General features: G+C 69.5%; 14 protein-coding genes. 10 read left to right on the top strand and 4 right to left on the bottom strand.

What is annotated here, in order from left to right:
• Window positions 1–5 precede the first annotated feature (5 nt).
• Window positions 6–767 (top strand): aminotransferase class IV, encoded by a 762-nt coding sequence (locus tag AB0M51_RS16285; RefSeq protein ID WP_344193585.1) that lies wholly within the window; start codon window positions 6–8, stop codon window positions 765–767.
• On the opposite strand, the gene AB0M51_RS16280 is transcribed toward AB0M51_RS16285, so the two are convergent.
• Entirely contained in the window at window positions 764–2,185 is a 1,422-nt protein-coding gene (locus AB0M51_RS16280; RefSeq protein WP_344194567.1) for a CCA tRNA nucleotidyltransferase, read from the bottom strand. The two genes, AB0M51_RS16285 and AB0M51_RS16280, sit on opposite strands and share 4 nt — an antisense overlap.
• A gap of 63 nt (window positions 2,186–2,248) precedes the next feature.
• Between AB0M51_RS16280 and AB0M51_RS16275 the strand changes: the two genes are divergently transcribed.
• From AB0M51_RS16275 to AB0M51_RS16240, 8 genes are all read left to right on the top strand, one after another.
• A complete protein-coding gene (locus tag AB0M51_RS16275) occupies window positions 2,249–4,546 on the top strand; it encodes a hypothetical protein (RefSeq protein WP_344193583.1) in 2,298 nt (765 codons plus the stop codon).
• Complete coding sequence (murJ, locus tag AB0M51_RS16270) at window positions 4,539–6,185, top strand: murein biosynthesis integral membrane protein MurJ (protein WP_344193581.1); 1,647 nt, start codon at window positions 4,539–4,541, stop codon at window positions 6,183–6,185. The genes AB0M51_RS16275 and murJ overlap by 8 nt, the downstream gene beginning before the upstream one ends.
• A 103-nt stretch (window positions 6,186–6,288) precedes the next feature.
• On the top strand, window positions 6,289–7,941 hold the full coding sequence (locus tag AB0M51_RS16265) for a protein kinase family protein (protein ID WP_344193579.1): 1,653 nt from the start codon (window positions 6,289–6,291) through the stop codon (window positions 7,939–7,941).
• Window positions 7,938–8,654: an RNA polymerase sigma factor SigM gene (gene sigM, locus AB0M51_RS16260; protein ID WP_344193576.1), complete on the top strand. Its 717-nt coding sequence runs from the start codon at window positions 7,938–7,940 to the stop codon at window positions 8,652–8,654. The genes AB0M51_RS16265 and sigM overlap by 4 nt, the downstream gene beginning before the upstream one ends.
• A 115-nt stretch (window positions 8,655–8,769) precedes the next feature.
• On the top strand, window positions 8,770–9,531 hold the full coding sequence (locus AB0M51_RS16255; RefSeq protein ID WP_344193574.1) for a hypothetical protein: 762 nt from the start codon (window positions 8,770–8,772) through the stop codon (window positions 9,529–9,531).
• Window positions 9,532–9,639: 108 nt separating this feature from the next.
• Window positions 9,640–10,629 carry a thioredoxin-disulfide reductase gene (trxB, locus tag AB0M51_RS16250; RefSeq protein ID WP_344193572.1) on the top strand — a complete coding sequence of 330 codons (990 nt, stop codon included), beginning with the start codon at window positions 9,640–9,642 and terminating at the stop codon, window positions 10,627–10,629.
• A gap of 44 nt (window positions 10,630–10,673) precedes the next feature.
• On the top strand, window positions 10,674–10,991 hold the full coding sequence (gene trxA / locus AB0M51_RS16245; protein WP_363749853.1) for a thioredoxin: 318 nt from the start codon (window positions 10,674–10,676) through the stop codon (window positions 10,989–10,991).
• A gap of 36 nt (window positions 10,992–11,027) precedes the next feature.
• Entirely contained in the window at window positions 11,028–12,152 is a 1,125-nt protein-coding gene (locus tag AB0M51_RS16240) for an N-acetylmuramoyl-L-alanine amidase (RefSeq protein WP_325036867.1), read from the top strand.
• Window positions 12,153–12,163: 11 nt separating this feature from the next.
• Here AB0M51_RS16240 and AB0M51_RS16235 read toward each other — a convergent pair whose 3' ends face one another.
• Entirely contained in the window at window positions 12,164–14,272 is a 2,109-nt protein-coding gene (locus tag AB0M51_RS16235) for an MMPL family transporter (protein ID WP_363749511.1), read from the bottom strand.
• 73 nt (window positions 14,273–14,345) lie between these two features.
• Here AB0M51_RS16235 and AB0M51_RS16230 point away from each other — a divergent pair, with 73 nt between their 5' ends.
• Window positions 14,346–14,672 (top strand): helix-turn-helix transcriptional regulator, encoded by a 327-nt coding sequence (locus tag AB0M51_RS16230; RefSeq protein WP_344193560.1) that lies wholly within the window; start codon window positions 14,346–14,348, stop codon window positions 14,670–14,672.
• On the opposite strand, the gene AB0M51_RS16225 is transcribed toward AB0M51_RS16230, so the two are convergent.
• On the bottom strand, window positions 14,652–15,305 hold the full coding sequence (locus AB0M51_RS16225) for a permease prefix domain 1-containing protein (RefSeq protein ID WP_344193558.1): 654 nt from the start codon (window positions 15,303–15,305) through the stop codon (window positions 14,652–14,654). The two genes, AB0M51_RS16230 and AB0M51_RS16225, sit on opposite strands and share 21 nt — an antisense overlap.
• A gap of 29 nt (window positions 15,306–15,334) precedes the next feature.
• Window positions 15,335–15,727, bottom strand: coding sequence for a DUF2784 domain-containing protein (locus AB0M51_RS16220; RefSeq protein ID WP_344193556.1), 393 nt, complete (start codon window positions 15,725–15,727; stop codon window positions 15,335–15,337).

Genomic DNA, 15,727 nt, shown 5'->3' with positions numbered 1-15,727 from the left:
TGCGCGTGAACGAGTTCCTGCTGCTGGACGGCGCCCGGTTGCCGACGGTCGACCCGATGTTGCTGCGCGCAACGAGTTACGGGCACTTCACCTCGATGCAGGTCCGCGACGGCCAGGTCGACGGCCTCGACCTGCACTTCGAACGGCTGGACCGCAGTACCCGCGAAATCTTCGACCGGCCGCTCCCCGCCGGCCGCGTCCGCGACGACCTCCGCGCGGCTCTCGACGCGGCCGGTGCCGGCGACCTCTCGATCCGCGTCAATGTCTTCGCCGTCGACGACGTCCACCTGCTGACTCGGGTCGGCCCACCCGTCGAGCCGGCGACGCAGCCGGTCCGCCTCCGCACCTACCAGCACCAGCGCGCCGTCCCGCACCTCAAGCACACCGGCAGCTTCGACCTCACCTACTACGCCCGCAAGGCAAGGACCGAGGGCTACGACGACGCGCTCTTCCACGATCCCGCCGGCCACGTCTCCGAAGCGTCCATCTGGAACATCTGCTTCGCCCGCGGCCCGCACCTGACCTTCCCGGCAGCCCCGCTCCTGGCCGGCATCCGCCAGCAAACGCTCCAACGAGTCCTGCCGACCTACGCCACCGAGCCGATCCCGCTCGACGACCTCGCCACCTACGACGCGGCCTACCTCACGAACTCCGTCGACCCGGCCCTACCGGTCGCCTCGATCGACGACGTGACGTTCGAGCCCCACCCAACGTCGGCGGACGTCATCACCAAGGCCTACGCCACCCAGCCGTCGCAGGTGATCTAGGAGCGCCCGGACCACCAGCGGAGGAGTTCTTCGCGAGCGCGGTCCTCGCCGAGCGGGCCCTCGTCGAGGCGCAGGTCCATCAGGAACTTGTACGCCTCGCCGACCTCGCGGCCCGGGGGGATGCCGAGGATCTGCATGATCTGGTTGCCGTCGAGGTCCGGGCGGAGCGCGTCGAGCTCCTCCTGCTCCTTGAGACGGTCGATCCGCGCCTCGAGGTCGTCGTACGCGGCCCGCAGGGACTCGGCCTTCCGGCGGTTGCGGGTGGTGCAGTCGGCGCGGGTCAGCACGTGCAGGCGCTCGAGCTGGTCACCGGCGTCGCGGACGTACCGGCGGACGGCGGAGTCGGTCCACTCGCCCTCGCCGTACCCGTGGAAACGCAGGTGCAGCTCGATCAGCTTGCTGACCTGGTCGATCTGCTCGTTGCTGAACCGCAGCGCCTTCATCCGCTTCCGGGCCATCTTCGCGCCCTTGACGTCGTGGTGGTGGAACGTCACCTTTCCGCCGTCCTCGAAGCGCCGGGTCTTCGGTTTCCCGATGTCGTGGATCAACGCGGCGAACCGAACGACGAAATCCGGCGTCGGAACAGATAGGCGGGGCTCCAGATCGATGGCCTGATCGAGGACGGTGAGCGAATGCTGGTAGACATCCTTGTGCCGCTGGTGCTCGTCGGCCGTCTCCAGCAGCGCCGGCAGCTCGGGCAGCACGTGCTTGGCCAGCCCGCTGGAGACCAGCAGGTCGAGCCCGATCCGCGGGTGGTCGGCGCAGATCAGCTTCTCCAACTCGTCGCGGACCCGCTCCGCGGACACGATCGTGATCCGGTCGGCCATCGCCCGCATCGCGGTCACGACGGCCGGGTCCGGCGTGAAACCGAGCTGGGCCGCGAACCGGGCCGCCCGCATCATCCGCAGCGGGTCGTCACTGAACGAGTCCTCCGGCCTACCGGGAGTCCGGATCCGCTGGTGCGCGACGTCCTCGATCCCGCCGTACGGGTCGACGAACTGCCGCGACGGCAGCCGCACCGCCATCGCGTTCATCGCGAAGTCCCGGCGGGCCAGGTCGCCCTCCAGGCTGTCGCCGTAGGCCACCTCCGGTTTGCGCGAGGTGGGATCGTAGGTCTCCGACCTGTACGTCGTGACCTCGAGGACCCAATCCCCCTTGCGACAGCCGATGGTGCCGAACGCCTTGCCGATGTCCCACACGTGGTCCGCCCAGCCGGACAGCAACCGCTCGATCACATCGGGGTGTGCTGACGTGGTGAAGTCGAGATCCTTGCTCCCCCGACCGAGGAGAATGTCCCTGACAGGACCGCCGACCAGGGCGATCTCGTGGCCGGCGTCCGCGAACCGGGAGCCCAGTTCGTCGACGACGGGAGCGAGTTCCAGCAGCGCCTGGACGGCGCGCCGCTGGACGCCGGACAACGATCCGGCGGAGGCTGACTGGTCGGCAAAGGGTGACACGGGGAACTAGGTTACGGTGACGGCGTGTTCAGACGGCGACTGAGGCTCCCCGCGGTGCTGGGTGCCTGCCTGTTGGTTGCTGCTTCGGCAGCGACTCTCAGTGCTCCGGCCGATGCGCACCCGGCCGACGACGACCCGGTCGTCCAGGTCAGTATCGACACGTTCGGCCCGGTCGCGCCGAAGGCCGGTCAGCAGGTCGTGATCAAGGGCCGGGTGACCAACACCAGCTCGGTGACCTTCGACGCCCCGCAGGCGCTCGCCTGTATCGACCGCACCCGGCTGGCCAGCACGTCCGCGCTGGAGGCGATCCCGACCGAGCAGAACGTCCCGATGGACAAACGGGACAGCTGCAGCAACCTGACCAACGACAGCCTGACCTTCCAGAGGTTCGACCAGCCGCTGGCGCCGAAGCAGACTGTCAACTTCTCCTTGACGGTGCCGTGGAAGGAATGGCGGATCGACGGCGACACCGGCGTGTACGTCGTCGGCGTCACGTTCCGCGGTGAGACGCCGGACGGCGGCCGGGTGATGGCCGGCCGGGCACGGCTGCTGATGCCGGTGATCGGCAAGCAGCCGCTCCGGCGCACCGTGAACACCGCCCTCGTCGTACCGCTGCGCTTCCGCCCGACGCAGCTCGGCGGCCGCAACTTCGCGAACGACTCCCTCGCCAAGGCCCTCGCCCCGACCGGCTCGCTCGGCCGGCTGCTGGCGCTGGGCAACCAGCGCAAGGTCACCTGGCTGGCCGACCCGGCGATGCTCGACGAGATCAAGCAGATGTCGAAGGGGTACGTGATCCTCGGCCAGAACGGCCAGACCACTCTCGGCACCGGCCAGGCCACCGCGGCCGGGTGGCTGAAAGAGTTCGAGGCGTCGGCCGCGAGGGGCAATCAGGTCGTCCTGCTGCCGTACGGCGATCCGGACGTCGCGGGGCTGCTGGACTCCGGTGCCCCGCTGAAGGACCTCGTCGGGCAGGCCCGGACGAAGACCGAGCACTCCGGCGGCGAGCTGACCCGTACCTTCACCAACGGCCTCTGGCTCGAGGGCGGCGCGGCCGCGAGCCGGTACCTGGGCACGGCGTCCGGCGGCTTCGCCGGCTCCACCTCCGACGACCTGAACCTGGTCAACAGTTCGTCCTGGACGGCTGCCACCCGCCCGGTCCTGACCAGCACTCCGGTGTACGACGTGCTCACCCCGGAAAGCCCCGACCACGCGGTCCGGACCGTGATCGCGGACTCCGCACTGACCGAGGGCGGCCCCGACCCGGAGACCACCGACGATCCGCTCCAGGTACGGCAGCGGTTCGCTGCGGTGACCGCACTGATCGCGGCCGCCGGAAGCAGCACCGCATCGGTAGTCGCCGTACCGCCCCGCGGCTGGGACCCGAACGGCACCGCGACCGCGGCGCTCGCGGGCAGCCTGTCGCTGCCCTGGATCAAGACCGCTGACCTCAGCACGATCGTGGCGACCACCCCGAAGCCACAGCCCACCAAGGCGCCGACCGCACCGCGGACCAACGGCGTACTGTCCGAGGCCCAGCTGCAGAGCGTCTCGCAGCTCGACGCCGCGACCACCACGATGCAGAACCTGCTCGTCGACGGGAGCCAGCTGCCCGAGGTGATGACGCAGGCGCTGCTGCGGTCCACCTCGTCCGGCTGGAAGGGGTACCCGGAGGAGGCGCAGTACTTCACCTCGATCGAGCTCGGCTCCGCGAAGCAGCAACTCGGCAAGGTGCACCTGGTGAACGCGAGCGTGGACCGCGGTCTGCGCAAGGAGATCAAGGTCAACCTGGCCGGCAGCAAGGGCACGTTCCCGCTGACGATCACCAACGAGACCGACTGGTCGGTCCGGGTCGGCATCGTCGTCACCCCGGTGAACCGGACCGACCTGAAGATCAAGACCCCGCAGACCGTCGTTCTCGGACCGGGCCAGAAGTGGACCCCGCGGATCAACGCGAGCGCCGAGCAGAACGGCCTGATCCGCGCGAACGCCCAGGTCACGAACGCGGCCGGGGAGCCGGTCGGCAAGTCCCAGGAGCTGCTGATCCAGGCCAGCCAGTACGGCAGCGTCGGCTGGATCCTGGTCGGCGCGGCCTGCGCCCTGCTGTTCGGTACGTCGTTCGTCCGGATCTATCGACGGGTCCGGATCGAGCGCCGCAACCCGGCCGCGGTCACCACGACCACCGACCCGGCCGAGTCCGCCGAGTCCGAGGAACCCGGCGACGAAACCCCTGACCCCGCCCACGGCCGCCATGCGGCGAACGGCGTTCCCGACCAGACCCCGGGAGCGTCCCTGAAAGAAGGAGTCGGTTCGAAGGATGGCTGACCGCACCCTGCGATCCGCGGGGGTGATGGCAGCCGGAACCGTGCTGTCCCGCCTGCTCGGATTCATCCGGATCGCCCTGCTCGCGGCGGCCATCGGCACCGCCCTGCGCGGCGACATCTTCACGGCCGCGAACACCATCCCGAACAGCCTCTACATCCTGCTGGCCGGCGGTGTGTTCAACACCGTGCTGGTCCCGCAGTTGGTGCGCGCGATCAAGAACCACGACGACGGCGGCCAGGACTTCACCAACCGGGTGCTGACCTTCGGCTTCGTCGTACTGGCGATCGTCACGGTGGGCTGTGTCCTGCTGGCACCGGCGATCGCTGAGCTGTACCTGCCGCCGGAGCTGCACGAGGCGGAGCGGGCGTCCGAGCGGGCGTCGATGGTGATGTTCGTCCGGCTCTGCCTACCGCAGATCTTCTTCTACGGCGCGTTCGTCCTGGTCGGCCAGGTGCTGAACGCGCGCCGCCGGTTCGGCCCGATGATGTGGGCGCCGATCGCGAACAACATCGTCGCCTGCGCGTCGATCATCGTGTTCCTGCTGATCTACCGGGTCGGCGACAACCCGCCGACGTACAGCCACGGCGAGGAGCTGCTGCTCGGGCTCGGGCACACAATCGGGATCGCGGTACAGCTGCTGGTTCTGCTGCCGTATCTGAGAGCCAGCGGTCACATCTACAAACCGAAGTTCGGTCTCCGCGGTACCGGTCTGGGACACACCGCCCGACTGGGCACCTGGACCGTTCTGTTCGTGGCGGTCAACCAGGTGACGCTGGTTGTCGTCACCCAGCTGGCGATCGCCGGTAGCGCCTCCGACGACCCGGGGGCGAAGGCCGGTCTGTTCGCGTACAGCACCGCGATGCTGATCATCCTGGTGCCGCACGGCATCGTCACGGTCTCGCTCGCCACCGCGGCGCTGCCGCAGATGTCCGCGCTGGCGGCCGACGGAGACACCGCCGAGGTGGCCCGGATGTCGTCCCGCTCGATCCGGCAGACGCTGGCGATCGTGGTCCCGGCGGCGGCCGCGATGATCGCCTTCGCGTACCCGATCGTGACGCTGATCGCCGGCTACGGCTCCGGCCGGAACAACCTGACGCTGATGTCGTACACGCTGATGACGCTCGCGCTCGGCGTCGTCCCGTTCACCATCCAGTACTTCCAGCTGCGCACCTTCTACGCCTTCGAGGACACCCGTACGCCGTTCTTCCTGCAGTGCGTGATCGCGGCGACGAACATCGCGGCCGCGCTGATCGGCGTCCGGGTGCTGCTCGATGAGGCACACCTGCGGTTCAGCGGCGTGGTGCTCGGCGCGGCGTACGCGCTCGCGTACCTGGTCGCCGTACTGCTCTCCCGGCCGGTCCTGCGGCGGAAGGTGCCGCGGGTGCCGGGCGCCGGGATCGGGCTTCCGCTGCTCGCGATGGTGATCGCGGCGGTGGCCGGCGCCGGCGCGGGCAAGATCGTGCTGTGGGTGCTGAGCCTGGCGATCGACTGGTCCGGGCCGCTCGGCGCGATCCTCGAGCTCGCGGTGGCGGCCGTCGTGATGCTGCCGGTGTACGCCGGAGTGTCCCGGGTACTGCGTATCCACGAGGTGAATGATGTGGTGTCCATGGTCACATCGAAGCTGCCGATCGGGCGTTGATCCGAACCGCTTGTGCATTAGTGCACCACCTGTCGGGTCAGTGGGGCACTAACATGGGGCCTGCGATCAGGCCGCTGGCGCTTCTAGGAGGGCGAGAGACACCGTGTCGAACCAGACCGTGAGTCCTGGTGCTCTGCTGGCCGGGCGGTACCGGATCGCCGAATTGCTCGCGGAGATCGACGGTGCCCGGGTGTGGCGCGCCGTCGACGAGGTCCTCAGCCGCGCGGTCGTGGTCGACGTGCTGCCGGTCGGGGACCCGCGGACCAACCTGCTCTTCGACGCCGCCCGCCGGGCCGCCGCGGCGAACGACCCGCGGTTCCTCCGGGTGCTCGACTGCGACATGCACGACGGCGTGACGTACTGCGTCCGCGAATGGGCCGGCGGCCGGACCCTGGAGCGGATGCTCGGCAGCGGCCCGCTCACCGGGCAGCAGGCGGGCTGGCTGGCCCGTGAGGTGTCCGAGGCCCTCGAGAACCTGCACCGCACCGGCTACGCGCACGGCGCGATCAGCCCGGCGACGGTGGTGGTCACGGACGCCGGCGCGATCAAGGTCGTCGGCGTCGCCACCGAGGCGGCGCTGCGGTCGTCCGGCGCGGGTTCGCCCGAGGAGGACGTGCACTCGCTCGGCCAACTGCTCTTCGCGTCGCTGACCGGCCGCTGGCCCGGCCCGGCGCCCGCCTGGGGTCTCCAGCCTGCTCCGGTCGAGCACGGCCGGCTGCTGAGCCCGCGCCAGGTGCGGGCCGGCGTACCGCGATCGCTGGACGACATCAGCGACCGGCTGCTCGGCGACCCGCCGCGGCACCACGCTCCGCCGATCACCAGCGCGGCCGGTCTGTCCGCCGCGTTGTCCGGTGTCGTCGGCAGCTCGCACGAGCCGCCGAACCAGATGGACGAGACCGTCCAGGTCGCGAGCCAGAACGGCAGCGTCGACGACGCCACCCAGGTGGTGCCGCAGGCCCCGCCGCCGGCGCTCGACCCGGCGTACACCTCGGAGCCGAACGGGTACCGTCCGCCGCAACCGGCGTACGAGCCCTCGACCGACACCCGCCCGGTCCGCCGTCAGCCCGCGCCGCCGAACGGGAACGGCCGCCGCCGGGACGAGCCGAAGCAGAAGGGCTCGTGGGGCGGCCGGATCCTGATCCTGCTCGCGATCCTCGCCCTGCTGTCGGTGATCCTGCTCGCGCAGTTCCTGCTCAAGGGCGCGATGAACAAGGACAACGGCAGCGCCAACGGCGGCACCGGCGGCACCACGACCAGTGCCCCGCCGAAGACCAGCACCACCCCGTCGACGACCGGCGGGAAGGCGACGATCGCCGGCGCCCAGGACTTCGACCCGCCGCCGGGCAACGGCGAGGAGCACCACAAGGACGTCCCGAACACGTACGACGCCGACCCGAGCACGACCTGGAAGACGCAGTCGTACAAGAACAAGCCGAACCTCGGCGGCATCAAGAGCGGCGTCGGCATCATCTACGACCTCGGCACGAAGACCCCGGTGTCGAGCGTCGCGGTCGCCCTGCAGGGTGACGGCACGAGCATCCAGCTGATGGTCCCGAAGGGCGACACCAGCACGTCGCCGACGTCGATCAGCGGTTGGACGCCGGTCGCGACCAAGGAGGACCAGCCCGAAGGTACGGTGACCCTGACCCCCTCGGCGTCGACCGAGACGCGGTACGTACTGGTCTGGCTGACCAAGCTGCCGAAGGTGTCGGACGGTTACCAGGGCACCATCTCGGAGGTCACGATCCAGAAATGACCGCGCATGTCGACTCGGGCAATCCGCCGCCCCGTCGTCCGGAGGTCCCGCGCATCGGCGCGGACGACCCGGTCGCCCAGGGTGTGGCGCAGCCTGCCCGGCCGAGCGGGCCGACCAGCTACGACGAGCTGGACGACCACGAGCTGCTCCGGATGCACGTGGCCGGCAACCCGGACTCGTTCGGGTTCCTGGTCAAGCGGCACCGGGACCGGATGTGGGCGGTGGCGATCCGTACCCTCGGCGAGCCCGAGGAGGCCGCCGACGCACTCCAGGAGGCGTTCATCTCGGCGTTCCGCCGGGCGGACTCGTTCCGCGGCGACGCGAAGGTGACCACCTGGCTGCACCGGATCGTGGTGAACGCCTGTCTGGACCGGATCCGCCGTCGCCAGGTGCGGGCCGCGGACCCGCTGCCGGAGGACGAGGACCGTGCGGCCGAGCTGGCCGGCCCGGCCGAGGACGACCCGGCCGAGGTCCGGGAGCGCCGGCTCGACGTACTCAACGCCCTGAAGCAGATCAACGAGGACCAGCGCGCGGCGCTGGTCCTGGTCGACATGGAGGGGTACTCGATCGAGGAGGCGGCGGCGATCCTGGACTGCGCGCCCGGAACGGTCAAGTCCCGGTGCGCCCGCGGTCGCGCGAAGCTGCTCCCGTTGCTCCGGCACTGGCAGACCTCGAAAGAAAAGTCCGCCGCGGAAGCAGTGGGAACCGAATGAGCGGGTACACCGTCGAAGCGAAGTCGCCTGCCTCTGGCGACCGAAAGCCTGACGCCTTCGACCGGAGTCTTTTGATGAACACGCCGCGCACCTCCCGTGAGGAGGCGAGCCCCCGATGACCGATCCCGGTCTGCCGACCAGTGAGCACCTCGAGCACCTGGACACGGACACGATCGCCGACCTGATCGAGAACCTGCTGCCTGCCCCCGAGGCACACAGCGCTCGTGAGCATGTGAAGGCATGCCCGGAGTGCCAGCAGACGTACGACGCCCTGCTGCAGCTGACCGAGGACCTCGCCGAGGAGGGCCGCAGCGACATCCCGATGCCGGCCGACGTCGCCGAGCACCTGGACGCGGTGATCGTGTCCGAGTCGGTGCTGCGCGCGTCCACCGTCGGGGTGCACTCGCTGGCCCAGATCCGCGAGGAGCCGCGCCGGCACCTGCCGAAGCTGGTCGGTGCCGCCGCCGGTGTGGTGCTGATCGCCGCGCTCGGCGTCGGGGTCGTGTTCGCCACCAAGGACCAGGCGAACGAGGGCGCCGCCGCCACCGATGCGAACACGCCGCCGGCCGACACCGTGACGATTGCCAGCAAGGACCTCAGCTCCGCGACCCAGCGCTGGCTGGATCACACGCCGAACCCGATCCTGCACGGTTCGAACGACGAGCAGGCCTGTGCGCGTGCGTTCGCGGCCGGGCGCTCGAACCCGAACGTCCGGCTCGTCCAGCCCGCCAAGGTGGACGGCAAGCGAGCCACGATCATCGGGTTGCAGGGCGCGTCGGTGAGCCAGATCCAGATCTTCGCGGTCACCGGATGTAGCTCCCCGGGGGGCGAGGGTACGTCGTTCTACGACACGACAGTGACGCTCCGCAACCGCTGAATCGTCCGATGCGGCACAGCGGACTGTCGGTGGGTACCGTGGGAATGGTCGGCCTCTAGGATCCGTTGAGTACGACGTCACTGTCTCGACGACACGAGGAACGCCTGCATGAGCGAGTCCATGGTCCGCAACGTCATCATCGTCGGCTCCGGCCCGGCCGGATACACCGCCGCCGTGTACGCCGCCCGCGCGGCGCTGGAGCCGCTGGTGTTCGAGGGCTCCGTCACCGCCGGCGGCGCGCTGATGAACACCACCGAGGTGGAGAACTTCCCCGGCTTCTCGCAAGGCATCATGGGCCCGGCGCTGATGGACGAGATGCGCACCCAGGCCGAGCGGTTCGGCGCCGAACTGGTGCCGGACGACGTGATCAAGGTCGACCTGACCGGCGACATCAAGGTCGTCACCGACTCGGCCGGCACCGAGCACCGCGCGAAGGCCGTCATCCTGGCGATGGGCTCCGGCTACCGCAAGCTCGGCCTGGCCGACGAGGACCGGATGTCCGGGCACGGCGTCTCCTGGTGTGCGACCTGTGACGGCTTCTTCTTCCGCGACCAGGAGATCGCGGTCGTCGGCGGTGGCGACTCCGCCGTCGAGGAGGCCACGTTCCTGACCAAGTTCGCGAAGAAGGTGCACCTGGTGCACCGCCGCGACGAGCTGCGTGCCTCGAAGATCATGGCCGACCGCGCGTTCGCCAACGACAAGCTCGAGTTCCAGTGGAACTCCGCGGTCGACAAGATCCACGGCGAGGACAAGCTCACCCACCTGACGCTGAAGGACACCGTCACCGGCGAGACGCGTGAGCTGCCCGCCACCGGACTGTTCATCGCGATCGGCCACGACCCGCGATCGGAGCTGGTCAAGGGCCAGGTCGACCTGGACGCGGAGGGGTACGTGCTGGTCAAGCCGGACAGCACGGCGACCAACCTGCCCGGGGTGTTCGCGGCCGGCGACCTGGTGGACCACACCTACCGGCAGGCGATCACGGCGGCCGGCACTGGCTGTGCTGCCGCCCTGGACGCCGAGCGCTACCTGGCCGCGCTGGAGGACGCCTCCGCGGCGACCACCGCGGCAGCCAAGACCCAGCCCGTCTCTGTCTGAACCTCACACATCACTCTGAAGGAGATACGCCCGTGGGCGAGAAGATGAACGCCGTCACCGACGCCGAGTTCGACCAGACCGTGCTGAAGAGCGACAAGCCGGTGCTGGTGGACTTCTGGGCCGAGTGGTGTGGCCCGTGCCGGCAGGTATCGCCGATCCTGGAGGAGCTGAACCAGGACCACGGCGACAAGATCACGTTCCTGAAGATGAACGTCGACGAGAACCCGGTCACCCCGAGCAACTACAAGGTCACCGGTATCCCTACTATCAACGTCTACGTGAACGGTGAGCTGGCGAAGTCCATCGTCGGCGCCAAGCCGAAGGCGGCGCTGCTGAAGGAGCTGTCCGACTTCACCGCCTGAGTTACCCCCGCCACACCGGCAAGGAGTTGGACCCTGATGGAATCCCCGCACGGCGTGTACCGGATCGGCGACAGCGGTGAGGCGGTCGCCGAGATCGTCGGCAAGCTGCAGAGACTCGGGCTGCTGACCGGCGGTCACGACGTCTACGACGAAGCGACCGCGCACGCTGTCCGGGGGTTCCAGCAGCAACGCGGGCTGATGATCGACGGGATCGTCGGCCCGCAGACTTACCGCGCGATCGACGACGCCCGCTGGCGGCTGGGCGACCGGCTGCTGACGTTCGTCCCGACGCATCCGCTGAGCGGTGACGACGTACTGAGCCTGCAGGCGAAGCTGCAGGAGCTCGGGTTCGCGGTCGCCCGGATCGACGGGATCTTCGGTGCCGACACGCAGCGCGCGGTGACCGAGTTCCAGCGGAACATGGGCCTCCCGGCGGACGGGACCTGCGGACCGTCGACGTTCAAGGCGCTGCAGCGGATCCGTCCGATGGCGACCGGCGGCCGGCCGGACGCGCTGCGCGCGCGGGAAGCCGTCCGCGCCGCCGGGCCGCGGCTGTCCGGCAAGACGGTCGTGATCGACGCGGGCCACGGCGGCTTCGACTACGGCTGGGAGGGCTACGGGCTGCGCGAGTCAGACATCGCGTACGACCTGGCCTCCCGGATCGAGGGCCGGCTCGGCGCCACCGGTGTTCGGGCGTACCTCTCGCGTGGTCGCGACCAGGGTCCGGACGAGCTGGCCCGGGCCGCGTTCGCGAACGAGACCGACGCGAACCTGTGCGTCTCGCTGCACACGGACGGTTCGATGAACCCGGATGCGCAGGGCGTCGCGACGTACTACTACGGCAATGACCTGCACGGCGCCTCGTCGAGCGTCGGGGAGCAGTTCGCCGGTCTGGTGCAGCGCGAGATCGTTGCCCGGACCGATCTGCTCGACTGCCGTACGCACGCGAAGACCTGGGACCTGCTGCGCCGCACGAAGATGCCGGCGGTCCGCCTTGAGATCGGGTACGTGACGAATCCGCACGACTCGGCACGGCTCGCGGACCCGGCGTTCCGGGACGTGATCGCGGAGTCGATCGTGGTCGCGATCCAGCGCGTGTACCTGCCGCCGGAGCAGGACGCCGCCACCGGCATGCTCCGCCTCGGCCAACTGACGGTGTAGCTGATCCCGAGCTACGAGTGATCCTCGAGCTTGATCTTCGGCAAGATCCGGTCCAGGGCGCGCGGTAGCCACCACGCCCGCTCGCCGAACAGCCGCAGTACCGCCGGCACGATGACGCACCGGATCAGCAGCGCGTCCAGCAGTACCGCGGTGGCGAGCCCCAGTCCGAACTGCTTCAGCATCCGGTCCGGGCTGAGCAGGAACGCACCGAACACCACGATCATGATCGCTGCGGCCGCGGTGATCACACTGCCGGTGGTCGCGAGCCCTTCCCGGACGGCGGCCGTCGCGTCCTTCGTACGCCGCCACTCCTCGTGGATGCGGGACACCAGGAACACCTCGTAGTCCATCGACAACCCGAAGACGATCGCGAAGATCATCACCGGGACGAACGCCTCGATCGGCCCCGCCTGCGCACCGAACCAGCCGTGCTGGAACACCAGCGTGATCACGCCGAGCGAGGCGCCGATGCTGAGCAGGTTGAGAACGGCGGCCTTCAACGGAATCAGTACCGAGCGGAACACCGCCATCAGCAACACCGCCGACAGCCCGACCACCACGAGCACGAAGATCGGCAGCCGGTTGCTCACGGCCGCCGCGAAGTCGTCCGCGGCGGCCGTCGATCCGCCGACCAGGTAGGTCCCTTCCAGCTTCGGCAGCGTGTCCTTACGAAGCCGCTGGACGAGGTCGCTCGTGGCCGCGTCCTGCGGCGCCGACTTCGGGAACGCCAGTACCGTCGTGATCTTCCCGTCCGGCGTCACCTGCGGCGGGGTCACCGCGGCGATGTCGGGGTCCTTCGCGAGCGTCTGCCCGAGGAGCTGCGCGTCACCCTCCGACACCACGACGAGCGGACCGTTGAACCCTGGCCCGAAGCCTTCCGCCAACAGGTCGTACGCCTTCCGGCTCGTCTTCGCCGGATCGTCGGTTCCCGCATCCGCGAACCCGAGCCGCATCCCCAACGCCGGCAACGACAACGCCGCCAGTGCGACGACACCGAGTACGAGCGGCACCCACGGCCCACGCTGGACGGCGCCGGCCAGTCGCCGCCACCCGTCGCCAGGGGTACGTCGCTGCTTCGCGGCATGCTTCCGGACACTGCGCTCGATCCGTTGGCCGAACAGGGTCAGCAACGACGGCAGCAACGTCACCGCTGCGAGCATCGTCATCAGTACCGTCATCGTCACGCCGAGTGCGATGCCCTGCAACGAGCCGAGTCCCAACGCCAGCAGACCGAGCAGCGCGATCACCACCGTGCAACCGGCGAACATCACCGACCGCCCCGCGGTGTCCAGGGCAACGATCTTCGGGTCGGCCGTGCCGTTCACCAGCTCGTGGCGGTACCGGGAGAAGATCAGCAACGCGTAGTCGATGCCGACACCGAGCCCGACGAGCATCATCACCGGCGTCGTGTACTCCGGAACCTTGAACAGGTGCGACGCGAGCATCAGCAGGCCGACCGTACTGCCGACCGCGAAGACCGCGGTCAACAGCGGGAGTGTTGCCGCGAGCAACGATCCGAAGAGGAACACCAGAATCACCAGCGCGGCAAGGATTCCGGCGCCCTCGGCGGCACCGCCCGAACTGTCGGCCGCCTTCCGCGCCAGGTCTCCCCCGACCTCCACCTGGAATCCCGGCCGGGCGAAGTCCTGCGCCCGGTGGATGATCGTCCGGACTCCGTCCACCGGCATGTCCGCGGTCGCGGCGTCGAGGCTCACGGTCGCGTACGCCGTACGTCGATCTGTCGACAAATCGCCCTGTCCACCGAACGGGTCGGCGACCGCGGAGACGTGCGGGAGCACCCGGACCGCGGCCAGCATCGACTCGACCCGGGGCTTCTCCGCATCCAGGCCGCCGTCGGCGCGGACGACGATCTGCACGGACGCGGTGTCACCCTTCGGCTGGTGCGCCGTGAAGATGTCAGTCACCCGCTGGGAGTCGGTGCCGGGCAGCGAGTTGTCGCTCCGGTAGTCGGCACCGACCGCCGTCGCGGTACCGATGACGGCGGCCAGGACCGCGACCCACAAGACGAGCGCCAGGCCCGCATGTCGCATCGCCCAGCCCGACACCCGGTGCAGCACGCCGGGTCGGGTCGCTTGTCGGATCGGGGTGTCCACGGTCATCGGAAGTCCTTGATAAGTAGGTCAGCTACATGTTGCCTCTCGACATTAGCAGGTATATGAGTAGACTGGCTACGTGAAGGCGGATGCGTTGCGTGGACACCTGGACCCGATGATCCTGGCGGTCGTCGAGGCCGAACCGCTGCACGGCTACGCGATCATGGAGGCGCTACTGGAGCGCAGCGGCGGCGAGCTGGACCTGCCGACCGGCACGCTCTACCCGGCGCTGCGGCGCCTGGAGCGGGCGGGTTACCTGGCCAGCGAGTGGAGTACGGTCAGCGGGCGGAAGCGGCGTACGTACCAGCTGACCAGTTCCGGCGCGAAGATGCTCGCGTCCGGGAAGCAGGACTGGTTGACGTTCCGGGCCGTGGTGGAAGGGGTGCTACGCCCGAGCCAGGCGTAGACCGCGCGCGGCCTGCACGCTGACCAGCGCCAGCGGCAGCACCACGAACGTCCCGACCACGCCGAACGCCGGCAGGCCCGGGGCATGGTGGCTGGTTGCCGCCATCAGGAGGCCGATCCCGGCGACCAGCGCGGATCCGACCAGCGCGAAGAGCGCTGTCACCCGGCTCAGGTGCTCCCGCACCACGGGATAGCGGACGCCGATCCCGGTCGCCAGTACGGCGAGCACCGCGCCGGCGATCACCACACTGCCGATCGCGCGGACAACCGTCTGCAGCATGTCGTTGAAGGCGCTCGCCGACTCCGGCTGCTGCGTCCAGATCCAGGCGCCGCTCTGCCACACGATCGGCTGGATCATCAGCGCGAACAGCAGCATCATCGCGGTCCGCCGGCTCTGGCTGATCGCCAGCTCGGCGCGGTACCCCGGCACCACGTCCGACAGCTCACCGAAGTCGGCAACCGCCTCGCGCTCCGCGTCGTACCGCTCGTGTCCGTCCGCCTCGAACGCCTCGGTCGCGTCGGTCAGGTGGTCCCGGGCCTCCGCCAGCAGATCCGCCTTCCGGCGCCGCGGCCCTCGTAACTCCCGGCGCAAGGCGGCCAGGTAGTCGTCGACCGGAGTACTGGTTCTGGACACCCCTCCAGTATGGGAGGCCCGCTTCCGGCTCACGTCCGGGGTCCCACTGAGTCGCCCCTGGTCTTCGACCTTCGCCGGACCAGTACGACGAAGAACCCGACGTAGGCGATCACGACGATGACGAAACCGACCCAGGTGACCACGGGAGTGTCGCCCACCGGCCACAGGCGGCCTTCGAAGTAGTGGCGGATGAAGCCGCCTCGGTACCGGGGCTCGCCGACCCGGCTCCGGAAGTACTGCTCGGTCCACGTCACCGGGCAGGTGAAGCTCACCAGCGTGATGACGACGTTCCACACGACGATGGCGAGGTGGAACCAGATCACCCGCGGCCACCGCCAGGCGAGGAAGCCACCCACGAGGAAGAACACCAGCAGCGCGCCGTGCACGACCGCCACCAGGTCGGCCAGCGCACGCCAGACCAC

It is taken from the genome of Kribbella sp. NPDC051137 (genome assembly GCF_040682535.1).
GTDB classification, from domain to species: Bacteria; Actinomycetota; Actinomycetes; order Propionibacteriales; family Kribbellaceae; genus Kribbella; species Kribbella karoonensis.
This window is presented reverse-complemented; position numbering and strand designations above follow the sequence as displayed.

Excerpts from the sequence above, each read along its gene's own strand:
- murJ (WP_344193581.1), top strand. The coding sequence starts at position 4,539 with ATGGCTGACCGCACCCTGCGATCCGCGGGGGTGATGGCAGCCGGAACC.
- sigM (WP_344193576.1), top strand. The coding sequence starts at position 7,938 with ATGACCGCGCATGTCGACTCGGGCAATCCGCCGCCCCGTCGTCCGGAG.
- AB0M51_RS16255 (WP_344193574.1), top strand. The coding sequence starts at position 8,770 with ATGACCGATCCCGGTCTGCCGACCAGTGAGCACCTCGAGCACCTGGAC.
- trxB (WP_344193572.1), top strand. The coding sequence starts at position 9,640 with ATGAGCGAGTCCATGGTCCGCAACGTCATCATCGTCGGCTCCGGCCCG.
- trxA (WP_363749853.1), top strand. The coding sequence starts at position 10,674 with ATGAACGCCGTCACCGACGCCGAGTTCGACCAGACCGTGCTGAAGAGC.
- AB0M51_RS16240 (WP_325036867.1), top strand. The coding sequence starts at position 11,028 with ATGGAATCCCCGCACGGCGTGTACCGGATCGGCGACAGCGGTGAGGCG.
- AB0M51_RS16235 (WP_363749511.1), bottom strand. The coding sequence starts at position 14,272 with ATGACCGTGGACACCCCGATCCGACAAGCGACCCGACCCGGCGTGCTG.